We start from the raw sequence: 12,610 nt of genomic DNA on the forward strand, positions 1-12,610 counted from the left end.
CTCTACGTTTTGTTTTTCTCAAATAATAGAGTACTTAGTCAGCCTAAAGCTGTATTATAATGGAAAAGGGCGGGTGCTTACAGCCTTTTATGAACGCGCGTTTACAGTCCTGCCTGTCATCTACTTTGAGGAGGAATGTTATGCAATACGGTCATTTTGATGAAAAGAACAAAGAGTATCTCATTACGAAGCCCAATACCCCCGCTCCCTGGGCCAACTACCTCGGCTCGCCGGAGTACGGTGCGATTATCTCAGGAAATGCCGGAGGCTACAGTTTCGTGAAATCCGGCGCCAACGGTCGGCATATCCGCTACCACTTCAACTCCAAGGACGAGCCGGGACGCTATATTTACGTCAAAGACATAGAGAACGGGGACTATTGGTCCGGTTCCTGGCAGCCGGTGGGTAAAGACCTGGACCAGTATAAGTCCGTATGCCATCATGGAACCGGGTACACGAACATCGTCTCGGATTACGACAACATTCATACAGAGTCCTTATACTATGTACCGCTGAACCAAACCTATGAAGTATGGCGCATGAAGATCCGTAATGACGGCCCCGCTACGCGGAAGCTGGCTCTCTTCGGCTTCGCTGAATTCACCAACGATAACAACTATGAGCAGGATACCGTCAATTTGCAGTACACTCTATTTATTTCCCGGACGTATTTCAAGAACGATAAAATCCTTCAGGTTATCAACGAGAACATCACGGGCGAGCAGACCTGGCGATTCTTCGGCGCTGCCGGTGCAGAGGTTGCCGGTTACGATGGGGACCGCGATACGTTCCTTGGCGATTACCGCAGCTACGGGAATCCGCTCTCCGTAGAGAATGGCCAATGCTCCAACTCGCTGAATTACAACGCCAATGCCTGCGGTGCCCTGCAGATTAATGTGGATCTGCAGCCGGGCGAAGAGAAGGAGATCGCCTTCCTGCTGGGACAGTATGAGGAGCAGGGTGCAGCAGCTATTCTCAGCCAATATAAGGATCTGTCCGTGGTAGACCGGGAGCTTGAGGAACTGAAGACCTTCTGGCACAGCAAGCTTAACCGCTTCCAGGTCCAGACCCCAAGCGACAATCTGAATCATATGATCAACACCTGGAACGCTTACCAATGCTTCATAACCTTCATCTGGTCGCGCGCGGCCTCCTTCCAGTATTCGGGTCTGCGTAACGGACTCGGCTACCGGGATACGGTGCAGGATATTCAAGGCATCATTCATCTCGATCATGAGATGGCCCTGGAACGCCTGCGGCTGATGATCTCGGCCCAGGTCTCTAACGGCGGCGGGCTTCCGCTTGTGAAGTTTGACCATAACCCGGGCCATGAAGGCACACCGGACGACCCGGAATATGTACGGGAGACCGGGCATCCCCACTATCGGGCCGATGACGCCCTGTGGCTGTTCCCGACCGTTATTAAGTACTTGAATGAAAGTGGGAACTGGGACTTCACAGACGAGGTCATTCCTTATTCCGATCAAGGCGAAGATACGGTATATGGGCATCTGCGGCAGGCTCTACAGTTCAGCCTCGACCGTATGGGTGCGCACGGGATGCCGGTGGGACTTCATGCTGACTGGAATGACTGTCTGCGTCTCGGGGCCAAGGGCGAATCCCTATTCGTTGCCTTCCAGCTGTACATGGGCTTCAAAGTATTCATGGACATCGCGCAGAACAAGAATAAACCGGAGGATGCTGCGTGGGCAGAGGGCCTGCTGGAGGAGCTGGACGGCAATATCCAGAAGTATGCCTGGGAGAACGACCAGTTCGTCCGCGGGTTCACCGAAGACAACTATACTATCGGTTCCTGGGAGAACGATGAGGGTAGAATCTGGCTGAACCCGCAGAGCTGGGCTGTACTCAGCGGTGCCGCGCGCCCGGAACAGGCCAAGCTCGCTATGGACAAGGTGTACGAGAACCTGCGAACCGATTACGGCACCATGCTCTTCTACCCGCCCTTCCGGAAATACGGCTTGCCGGTAGCACTGATGGCCCTGTTCAACGCCTCCACCAAGGAGAACGGCGGCATCTTCAGTCAGCCGCAAGGCTGGCTCATTCTGGCGGAGACGATGATTGGCAACGGTGAACGCGCGTTCGAGTACTTCCTGAACTGCAGCCCGGCCAGCATGAACGACACCGCAGAGGTCCGCAAGCTGGAGCCTTACGTACACGGCCAGTTCGTCGAATCCAAAGACAGCCCGTATCAAGGCCGGGCACATGTCCACTGGCTCACCGGCACCGCCTCGACTGTCATGGTCTCTTTGGCAGAGGGCATCATGGGAGTGCAGCCGCAGAAGGATGGCCTCCGCCTGAACCCATGTGTCCCTTCTGACTGGACTGACTTCTCCATGGTGCGCGAATTCCGCGGGAAGAAGCTGAACATCCGGGTGGAGAACAAGCAAGGTGTACAGAAGGGAGTCTCCCGCATCGTCATGAACGGCGAGGTCATCCAGGGCGACCTGGTTCCGGTAGCCCGGATGGCGGCAGTGAACGATGTGCTGGTGGTGATGGGATAACGTTACGGAATAACGTTTAAGAGATGGACCAAGAGAGCGGGACCTTATTAGGGACGCTCTCTTTATTTTTTTGCGTGAACCCAGATGCTCCTCTAGAGGCCCCGCAGCCTCCCGGCTTATTTCAATTTCTTGTTTAACTCTGCCGCCTGTTTCTTCATATTCACTCTGGCATAGAAGTAGAATGCAATCGTATGAAGGATGACGGAGCTCTAACCTTCTTACAATCGCGGATCTATCTCTTTCTCCTTTCAGGTACGGAACCACGCCGGGATGCTTTGGTTATACATTCAAGCCCCACACTTCTCTCAGCGCCTCCCGAAAAAGAATATCAAGCTGCTGATCTCTACTACCGTGCCCGTTAACCCCTAAGGCCGCCGCTGCTATTCCGTCCAGCACTTGTAGTCTCTCCTCCAAATACTCGTTAATCGCACTTAAGCGCGGCTCGTAATCCAGCTCTTCTCCTGACCGCTTCCGGGCCAGCAATCGCTGCACTACCTGCCATAGCTCCCCATCCTGAGGGATCAGCCGGTCTAATAGTACCTCGAACTCCATCGGCGGCATCTCCCCGTACCTATGAATCCACTCGCAGGCCAGAACCGGGCGCAGCACATAGAAGTACTTCTTGATCTTGACCTGCCCGCCCTGGAGATAATCGCGGTAATTGCCTTTAGCCATGTTCAAATAATGGTACATACAGGATTTCGGTGAAAAGGTATACGGTGAACTCCCTCTAAGCTGCTCCGCCACACTGAACTTCTCTGCGTACTGGATCGGCGATTGCAGCCACTCCAGCAGCGGCGGGTTGGACTTGCGGAATAACTGAAGTGCCTTACGTAAGTCCCAGCCGCCTATATCCAGCATATTGTTAATGGGACGCTCGATAACATCCCGCTGCTCATAAATAGATAAATACCATTCCGGCTTATGCAGATAGATGAACCGCACATCATAATCGCTGTCCTGCGAGGGGAATCCCCATGCCCGGCTGCCTGATTCACAGGCATAGAGTATGGTCACTTGCTCTTCCTGTTCAATCTGCTCCAGTTGCTCACGGATGAGCTTAGTTATATCGGTCATTGCAATCACTCCAATTCGCTTGCTTCATGGCCCTATCTTCCCTCATATTCCCATCTGCGAACAGGGCGGAAGTATGGCGGCAGGTAAAAAACCTTCCATTTCCCTCAACTCTGTTGCTTAATATACATAAGAACTATCACTTCCCATGAGTTCGCTACAGGCTGGAGGAATACAAATGGCCAAGGAAAGTTTCGATAAAGAAATTCAGTTTCTGCGTATGCTGTCTTTAGCCGGGGGAGCTTACAGCAGACAGCAATTCGCCGACCGGCTCGGCATTTCGGTACATACCTATGACAAAACGCTGCGCAACCTGAAGGAAATGGTTACCGTTCTCCAGCAGAATCTGCCCGTTGAGCAAGGAGCCGAACTCTCCGAGTGGCTCCGCTACAATTACTATGAATCCGCCGACCCGCTACTCCTGTTCCTGTTCCGGGCGAAGTCGCTGAAGGAGACGGAGAGCCTCCGGCTTACCCGGCTGTTAACCGCACTTCAGAGCGAGGAGCTGACGGCCAAGGAACTGCATGACCGCTGCTGCGAGCAGACGCCGGACGATTCACTGCTGCCGGATGAGAAAACCATCCGGGGGGATCTGAAATACCTGGAGGAAGTCGGCGTTATTCTGCGTGTGAATGAGAAGCGTCCGTACCGGTACAAGGCTGCCAACGATCTGATCGACCAGCTGAGCGGCGACGAACTTCTGGACCTCTACGACTATGTGGATGTCATCGCCAATACACAGATTCCATCGGTGCAGGGTTACCTGCTGCGCGACACTTTGAAGAAAGCGCTGCGGAACCGGGGTTATCCCCCCGAAGCTACAGAGACTCATAGATACAAATACAATTATCATTCGCGTATTCTGGACGAGGCCCATCTCTATACGATCTTCGGAGCCATTCAGCAGCGCCGCAGAATCAGGTTCCTCTATCTGTCCCCGAAGAAAGGGATGAACTACACCTCCAAGAATACCAATCCCCTCTTCGAGCGGGAGTCGGCGGGTGTCACCGACAGCATTCTGCCGCTCCGTGTCGTCTACGATCATCAATATGGGCGGTGGTATCTGATCGGGCATCATGCCCGGATGGGGATCAAGAAATTCCGGATGGAGGGCCTTACCCAGATGGAAGAGGGCGAGCCTGTGGAAGAAGCTGAATATGCGGCGAGGCTTCAGCAGCTTGATAAGCAGATGGAGAATAGCTGGGTGACCGACACAAACCGTACGGTTAAGGTAGCGGTCCGATTCTATAATCCTGTCCGGTCTGGCGCTAACTTCATCCGGGAACGGGTGGAAGCACAGGGACAGTGGGGAGTCATCACGGAAGAATCGGAAGCAGCGTTTCTGTACGAGATCACCGTGAACGAGATTTATGAGATTAAGCCGTGGCTGCGGAGCTTCGGTTCGAGCTGTGAGATCTTAGAACCCCGCTGGCTTCGCAAGCAATTCATTGCGGAATGGAAGGAGATCAGGAGCTACTATGAATCCCTTTGAGAAAATATTCAACTTCCAGATCATCTCACGCCTGGATGAAACGAGGTCGCTTGCGCTGACCTCCCAGGAGCGTTCCTGGCTGAAGACGATGCTTAGGCATCCGGCTTCGGAGGCTGCTTTTACACCGGAGACTTTAAGTAAATTGAATACCCTGCTGGAACCCGAGGCTTCCATTGAAGTAGGGGAGATTATTATCGAGAAGGCCCGCAGTAAAGAGCGCCAGGTCTACCATCCGCTGCTCCGTACACTCCGCCGGATGATCATGCAGAATCAGGGCATGCTGCTTACTTACCAGATTAAGCATGGCGGCGGACGCGCGGATCAGGCGGGATTCCCTCATAAGCTGGAGTACAATATGTACAAGCGGGAGTGGTATCTGCAGTGGTACAGCACCCGGCAGCGTTCTCTGATGTCCACGAAGCTGCGGAACATTGTGTCGGTAGAAGCCGCTTCCCTCCCGGCCCAGCAGATTGAAGGCTTGAAGGCAAGGATAGCGCGCTTATTAGAAGGCCTGAAGGAATCCGCCTGCATCCAAGTCATCCCGGCTTATAATGCAGAGCTGTCGCGGATACTCTCCTCCTTCTCCTGCTTCGATAAGTCCGTGTCCTTCGATGAATCCACCGGCATCTACCAGATTCATGTCAATTACATGAGAGACGACAGCGAGTTCCTCTTATCCCGAATCCGCTTCCTGGGCCTGCGGGTCAAGATTGTGGAGGGCAAGCAGCTTAAGTGGCGCATGTTGAAATCGGCGGAGATGGCGGTTGGGCGGTATGGGGAGGAGGGGGAGTGAAAAGGGTAGGCGTAATTACAAATAGACAAGAGGACGGCCCGGTAAGATCCGTCCTCCTTCCTTTTTCAGAACATAATTTATATCTAATCTTACGATATTATGTGCTCTTTTTTTGCAAACAGATAATGTTGTTATTTACACTAATCACTGTGAGACTGTCATTTACACTAACAATGTCAGGATAAGAGATTACACGGCTGCCAACCGACAGCGTAAAGCGCGGCTTTCCGTTATAATCCAATGAATACACATTGCCGTTATTGGCGCCAAAGTACACATTACCTTTATTATCAGTTGCGAAGCTTCCGGAGAAGAGACTTATTCCGGCGGCCTTCTCATATTGATTCATTGAATAACTCCATTTCAGCTTACGTGTCTTGAAATCCAGATCCTGAAGGGTAGCCGCTCTATCATCAAGTATGTAATAGCCGCCATGTCCGTCCTTGCTGTCAATGTCTGAATAACTGACCGGCCTAGCCTTCATCTGATTATAATCCTCAACCCGTATAATGTTTCCGCTCGTATTCAGAACTGCCTTGGCATCTGTAAAATCAACAATAATATGTCCATTAGAATCTGAACTAAGCCCCATTATGTTGTTGAAATCCAATGCTCTATCCTTCATAGAAATAGTATTCAACATCCAATTCGTTGATCCATCCTTGCGAATCGACTGCAGGCCTTCATCCGTCAGAACAATGTAATTCCCTTCGCTATCCCCTGTATGATAAAAATCGAATAATGCCCCATCCTCAAAGAAGCTTTTTGTCTGCAGCTTAATATTTTTGAAGGTGGTGGCTTCTCCTGAACTTGAAAACCGCAGGATATCTGCTTGATATACTGTAGAGGATAAGTGCTTTACATAATCATAACCAAGAATATAATATGTACCGTCTGCCCCTACCAGGGAACCCAGATCGCTGTTCCAATCACTTGGAAATCTCCAGCTTACTTTACCTGACGCAGCGTTAATTGCAATAATTTCCTCAAAACTCTGGGCATAAATCAGTTCTTTCGGCCCCTTATACAAGGTGTAGTGTTGATAAGGACTTTTATCGGTGATGAACCAATTCATACCATACTCTGCTGAATTCTTTAAAATTACATTATTCCCCTGATCGTTTTTAATGTACAACTTCTGGGTAACCTCTAGCGGATTCTTAACTACAGAAGCACCCATTGTACACAATAATATTAAACTTATTGCTACCAACCTGATTATCGCTTTTCTCATCCTGCACCCCTTATCACAAAGTGTAAATTCCATATTATTATAAAGGGTTGATCTAATAATTTCGCTTACATTTATACTTGCAAATGATTTACCTACTCCTCGACCAGAACTTCAATCATCATCATTGTCCCGGCCTTGAACCCGGACACAAACGCAGCTGTCATATCCATCCCCTGCACTTGTGAATACAGTTCCAACAAAGACTCCAGCTCCTCGAACTCACCTGGGGACAGCCTCTGTCTCCAAGCCTCAATAGATTCCGAAATCTGCCTGTTAAGCGGGCGGTAACTGGGGTCCTTAGAGATGGTGTCCTCGTTAGGGAATAAACTGCCATGATATAGCGATTCTAGAATGTTCGGCATTGGAGCCTCCTTTATGAGCTACTACATTAATTTATGATACAGAAACAGCGTAGCATATTTCCAAAGTGAGTTTGTTACGTATATACGTAACAATTATAAAATTATTATACGATACGCTTATGCGTATAGATAAGTGAGGGATTCCAATGAGGAAGAGAATTGTAGTGAACATAGCTGAATTGACTCATAAGCATAAAATTTCATTAAGAGAGTTGTCCAGAATATCCAAGGTCCGCCATGCAGCATTAAGCGAACTGGCCAACGGTAAGAGAGAAAGTATTAATTTCAGTCATATCGTTAGAATAGCAGAAGCTTTACATATTGAGGACATACGGGAGATTATTGACTTGGTTGATGATAAAGAAGAAGGATGACAAAAAACAGCGGTAGTCTAAGACTTTAATTATCACGTCTTGGACTGCCGCTGCCGTCGTTAATCTTATGTATCTACCTGTCTCTTCTTCTCCGAATAGAAGGCATCTCTTCGAAATATGCTTGTAAATGATGGTCCAGGCTCCATATTCTTATCGAGCCTATAGCTGGAACATTCTCTTTGTACTTCTTGTATACTTGGATGATGGACAAGTCACCCACTCCGACTTTCATTACCGCATGATCAACAACTGACTTGGATATTTCCAGCAGATCTTCTCTTTCGAACTCTTTTCCGTAGTAGGTCCATGGGGCTTCATCGTTCACTGTTTTTTTGATTAATTCGGCCATCTTTTCGGCCCGGTTCCTTCTAATGTTACCATCAGCAATATGAGCAATGTGATTACCGGTTTCAATAATAGAAGCCAAAGGAAGAATAAGAATCTGCTGCTTATCTTGTTGTAATGCAGCCAGTTCATCTATGACGGCTGAACGATTTTGACTCATAAATGGTAAGTCTAGAATGTTACATAGAATAGAGGTGTCGATAATATTAACATACATATTTACACCTCCAGCCAGCTTAGATCTTTGTTATCTTCCATTGGCTTCTTTAACGCTCTAACTAATTCGTCTCTAACTGTCAGATCTCCCAAATTGCCTTTAGATAATAATACCGGCAGTGACTCCATATCAGGGAGGGAGAAGAATTTACTTGATCCATCCTCTGGATCTCTGTAACACAAAACAACACCGAACAACTCTTCTTTGGATAGAGCATTCAGTAGTGCCGGATTATGCGTAGTGATAATTACATCAATTTGCCTTTCTTTGGTTAGTTGAGATAGGGTTTGGATCAAGCTTTTAATTCTGCTAGGGTGAATCCCATTATCCACTTCCTCGATAACAATCATGCTGTCAGGCTCTTCAGTGATCAGAGAAGAGAGAATCGCTAAATATCTGAGCGTACCGTCCGAGAGGCGTTTTGCTTCGACATATTCTGATTGTTCACCATACTTTTCCTTCAATTGAAACATCACATCACCGATTGATGTTTCAATAAATCCAATATCCAGAATTTCATTTTCCGGTAGATCCTTTAATGCTCCCAATAGCTTTTTCTTGTATTCTTTATTTTTGCATAACTCATAGATTACCGAAGATATGTTATCAGCCGTTGGTCTCAGCTCATGATCACTCATCCTTGAATAATCTCTCATACGACTAGGCAATGGATCTAAGAATAATATCTTTCCCAGACGTTCGAGAACCAAGTTTATATACAATACGTTCTTCTTGTTATTCTCCGTGGTTGTAGGCATTTTGGAGGATAGCTGCGATAAAACAGATACAGAACGGATACAGGTCACTTCGGGATTCCTACCCTTACGCCCATTATTATACTCTACGTTAATATCGCTATAATCATCAGGCGTACCTTTGGTCTGAAAAACTACAATTGGCTTAGCACCGCTAGAGGATAACTTCAACAAACTCTCAGAAAGCACAAAAACCCGATTACTCACTTTAATGGTTATGGTATACTCCAGGTCGTACTCTTCATCAATATCTACCAAACACCCCAGTGTAAAGGTATCCGTACCAATTCTAGGGCAGCCTACACTTCCTCCTCGGATGTCACTGTCCACATTCTTCGAACCATCAAGAATAACGGATAGCTCTCTTCCTGAAGAGATTTCAGAAAGTATCTTCATCCCCTCAATTGCATTCGTCTTCCCACCCGCATTAGTGCCAATAATTGAAGTCAATTTCTCAATTTCTAATATAGAGGATTCAAAACTTTTAAAGGTTTGAAATGAAAAGTTTTTTAGCACGATCAACTCTCCCTTCGTGTGGAGTAATATCCGTATAACCTATATTATAGCAAATAATAGTTATTGTAATACTAAACCGTAAAAGGCGACCCGTGCAGGCCGCCCTGGTTCAGACTCCCCATCTTGCTTTGAAGGAATCGCCTTTTTTATTCCACCACCATATAATACAAATTAGCCGTACTATCCTTACTAATCGTATGCGTCCCAGCCGCGAGCGAGATTGCAGCAATGCCATTCGTGATCGGATAGCTTGTCCCATCGACTTTGATCTTGTTCCCCTCGGAGTTGAACACCAGCGTTAAGGTTGCGGTTTTGGCTGTTGTGAACTGGATGCTGGTGGCGCTCTCGATTTTCAGACATTGGGTTAGGGTCAGGCCGTTATATACCACAGTCCCCTTCGAAGTTGAGAGATTCCCTTGAATATTGAAAAAGTTACTCGCCATCCCGGATGTCGTAAAGTTATGAACGGTTGCTCCAACAGCGGGCGTTGCCGTTGGCGCTGGTGTTGCTGTCGGCGCAGGTGTGGCCGTTGGCACCGGAGTTGCCGTTGGAACAGGTGTAGCCGTCGGCACTGCCGTTGCCGATGGAGTCGGAGTTGGCCCTACCGGGCTGGAATTGCCTCCGACAGACACCAGTCCCGAGGTATAGCTGCGGATGGCAGACATTAACGGCGCGTTCATTGCATAGGATGCGTCATCCACGGAATCATTGAACGTCCATGTGAAGTCCCCGCCGCCCAGGCGTCCTGCTTTTGCCGTAACCCTCTGTTCAACCGTGCTTACGCTATCCACCGCAGAGGCATTCACTCCAGTATCTACAGTAGTATCGAAGTTGTTATATGCTGTTCCACCCACTAGAGCTTTGTAGGAACCTGGAACGGCTTCACTTCTGGACGATGCTAAGTAAGCATCATGTGAAGTTGCATTCGCCGGAGCTGTTCCTGCACTGGAGTTGGCATAGATTATACTGGCCGCACCCACAATACTATTGTTATAGGCTTTGATCATCCCGCCATTCTCTCCTGAGAACGTGCCCTCACCCAGAGCATCCGTCCCTTGCAGGGAGCTCAGCATGGGATATTTAGCATTCCTGAACACATTTCCTTCCACAAAAGCCGAAGCTCCGGTAGTAACGCCGACCCCATACTTGGAGACTCCATCATAGAAGTTATTGTAGACATGGACCGAGGCCACTCTGATCCGCGGATGACGGGAGTCCGAATGATCGAACCAGTTATGGTGGAAGGTCACGAAGAATTCGGCAGACTCGCTAAGTCCTACCAGGGATGCTTTTCCAGAATCAAAGTAGTGGTTGTAGGAGAGAGTGATATACGTTGATCCCTTCTTGAGGTCCGTAGAACCGTCCCCCTTGGCCTGGTCTGCATCACTCCCTGCTGATCCGTAGAAAATATCGTTATTATGCACCCACACATTCGCATTGCCTGTATCCATTGATATGCCGTCGTCAGGGAACAACATCACGCCCAGGTTTCTTACCTCTACATTCCCGGTATATCTGAGCAGCATCCCCCAGCCATAAGCATAGGCATCCTTCCCGATTCCTTCGATCGTAATATTCATTTCGGTATAATTTGCTTTGCCTTTAAGCTCAAGATAGCCGCTGCTGTTCAGCTGTCCGCTCAGATCCGCAGCCGTCACTTTTCCGATGATCCGGATAGCCAGCGGCGTGGTGTCATAGCCTTTTTGTCTCAGCGTCAGAATCCCGCCAAGTCCAACCCCGGTCTGTACCGTACCCGAACTGCTTACTACTACGGGAAGCGTTACGGTCTGTGCATTCTGAGAGGTGATATACAGCACTTGCGCCCCGCTTCGGAGCGTCCCATTGTCATTATAAGCGCCGGAGCCTGTACCATAGGGTGATTGGGCCGAAAAAGCAAATCCCGACCGGTCATACGGCGCTACTCCCAGCGTCCCCGTAACCGCACTTGCCGTGCCCCCGCCTGACAATACGGCCTCCACCTTCATGACATAACTTCCGGCCGCAAGTCCCACGGCATCTGCTCTCCAGTAGGAAGCATACTTGCGGATCAATTCAGTATGAATCTGCTGATACTGGGAGTCCGCTGCACTTGCAGCCTTGACGTACACATTGTATCCTGTTGCATTGTTCACGGGTGACCACTCCACATATGCCGCTTCATCTCCGCCTCCGCTGCTGGTTATCGTAAGACCCGCAGCATGTACTACTGCACTTCCCCATCCGCCGGCGATCAGAGATAGTGTAAGCGAGAATATCAGCAGCATACTGGTAACCTTTGCAACTGTTCTTTTCATTTTATTGCCTCCCGAGGTTTTATTGGTTGCCCCCAGAGCATAGCAGATGTGAAAATAGTGCTTAAACAATCATTTGCTCATATCAGCAGCATCAATGCACTATTATGAGATAATGATTATTTTGCAGCGAGATGATTGTCAATGCAAAAAGGACACCGGTCGCGGTGTCCTTCATTGATAAGCATGATAGATTGGGTTACTGAAATTTCGTATTGACACGAATAGAGCCGTTTTTACTTTTGACAGAGGCCGCAGGCTTCTCAGGCTCCTGTTTTAAGCTTTGACCTATATCCGAAGCATTCTTCTTGAAGGTCTCGGTCACGGTCTGAATGACTTCACCCACATTGTGCGCAGATTCAAAAATGGGATCTATCGTTTTGATTTTACCCTTCACATCCCTGGTCACCTGGTTCGCGGTATGAATAAGCTGTGTAGCTTCTCCCGTTAACCCGTGAATGGCATTCCTCACATCCCCCAGCGTCTTGTTGGTTTCTGCGAGGGTAGTCATTCCTTTGCGCAGCGTAAGAATCAGAAACACAACCAGACAGATAAAGGCAATCGCAGCAAAAGCAATACTAAGTTGGATAACCATGCAACACCTCCTGTAGTACCACTCTATGTCCAACGAATAG

General features: G+C 48.7%; 11 protein-coding genes. 4 read left to right on the plus strand and 7 right to left on the minus strand.

Translation table 11 applies throughout. The features are described 5' to 3' along the window. The first annotated feature begins 140 nt into the window (after nt 1-140). Nucleotides 141-2,522: a glycoside hydrolase family 94 protein gene (locus HQN87_RS16340; RefSeq protein WP_173135464.1), complete on the plus strand. Its 2,382-nt coding sequence runs from the start codon at nt 141-143 to the stop codon at nt 2,520-2,522. Nucleotides 2,523-2,801: 279 nt separating this feature from the next. Here HQN87_RS16340 and HQN87_RS16345 read toward each other — a convergent pair whose 3' ends face one another. Further along, nucleotides 2,802-3,599, minus strand: a complete 798-nt coding sequence (locus HQN87_RS16345; RefSeq protein WP_173135467.1) for a nucleotidyltransferase domain-containing protein — start codon at nt 3,597-3,599, stop codon at nt 2,802-2,804. A gap of 175 nt (nt 3,600-3,774) precedes the next feature. Here HQN87_RS16345 and HQN87_RS16350 point away from each other — a divergent pair, with 175 nt between their 5' ends. After that, entirely contained in the window at nt 3,775-5,088 is a 1,314-nt protein-coding gene (locus HQN87_RS16350; RefSeq protein ID WP_173135470.1) for a helix-turn-helix transcriptional regulator, read from the plus strand. Then, the gene (locus HQN87_RS16355; RefSeq protein WP_173135473.1) at nt 5,075-5,881 is read left to right on the plus strand and encodes a WYL domain-containing protein; all 807 of its coding nucleotides are present in this window, start codon (nt 5,075-5,077) and stop codon (nt 5,879-5,881) included. Before HQN87_RS16350 ends, HQN87_RS16355 begins: the two co-directional genes overlap by 14 nt. A 97-nt stretch (nt 5,882-5,978) precedes the next feature. On the opposite strand, the gene HQN87_RS16360 is transcribed toward HQN87_RS16355, so the two are convergent. Continuing rightward, nucleotides 5,979-7,061, minus strand: a complete 1,083-nt coding sequence (locus HQN87_RS16360) for a hypothetical protein (RefSeq protein ID WP_173135476.1) — start codon at nt 7,059-7,061, stop codon at nt 5,979-5,981. A 146-nt stretch (nt 7,062-7,207) separates the two neighbouring features. Further along, nucleotides 7,208-7,477 (minus strand): DUF6809 family protein, encoded by a 270-nt coding sequence (locus HQN87_RS16365; protein WP_173135479.1) that lies wholly within the window; start codon nt 7,475-7,477, stop codon nt 7,208-7,210. 146 nt (nt 7,478-7,623) lie between these two features. On the opposite strand from HQN87_RS16365, the gene HQN87_RS16370 reads away from it, so the two are divergent. After that, nucleotides 7,624-7,851 carry a helix-turn-helix domain-containing protein gene (locus HQN87_RS16370; protein ID WP_173135482.1) on the plus strand — a complete coding sequence of 76 codons (228 nt, stop codon included), beginning with the start codon at nt 7,624-7,626 and terminating at the stop codon, nt 7,849-7,851. A gap of 73 nt (nt 7,852-7,924) precedes the next feature. On the opposite strand, the gene HQN87_RS16375 is transcribed toward HQN87_RS16370, so the two are convergent. From HQN87_RS16375 to HQN87_RS16390, 4 genes are all read right to left on the minus strand, one after another. Then, entirely contained in the window at nt 7,925-8,413 is a 489-nt protein-coding gene (locus HQN87_RS16375; RefSeq protein ID WP_173135485.1) for a hypothetical protein, read from the minus strand. A 2-nt stretch (nt 8,414-8,415) separates the two neighbouring features. After that, nucleotides 8,416-9,684: an AAA family ATPase gene (locus HQN87_RS16380; RefSeq protein WP_173135488.1), complete on the minus strand. Its 1,269-nt coding sequence runs from the start codon at nt 9,682-9,684 to the stop codon at nt 8,416-8,418. Between the two features lie 146 nt (nt 9,685-9,830). Beyond that, nucleotides 9,831-11,978, minus strand: a complete 2,148-nt coding sequence (locus HQN87_RS16385) for a pectate lyase family protein (RefSeq protein WP_173135491.1) — start codon at nt 11,976-11,978, stop codon at nt 9,831-9,833. Nucleotides 11,979-12,174: 196 nt separating this feature from the next. Beyond that, on the minus strand, nt 12,175-12,570 hold the full coding sequence (locus tag HQN87_RS16390; RefSeq protein WP_173135495.1) for a DUF948 domain-containing protein: 396 nt from the start codon (nt 12,568-12,570) through the stop codon (nt 12,175-12,177). Nucleotides 12,571-12,610: the final 40 nt, after the last annotated feature.

The sequence above is a fragment of the Paenibacillus tritici genome (assembly GCF_013204885.1).
GTDB classification, from domain to species: Bacteria; Bacillota; Bacilli; order Paenibacillales; family Paenibacillaceae; genus Paenibacillus_AQ; species Paenibacillus_AQ tritici.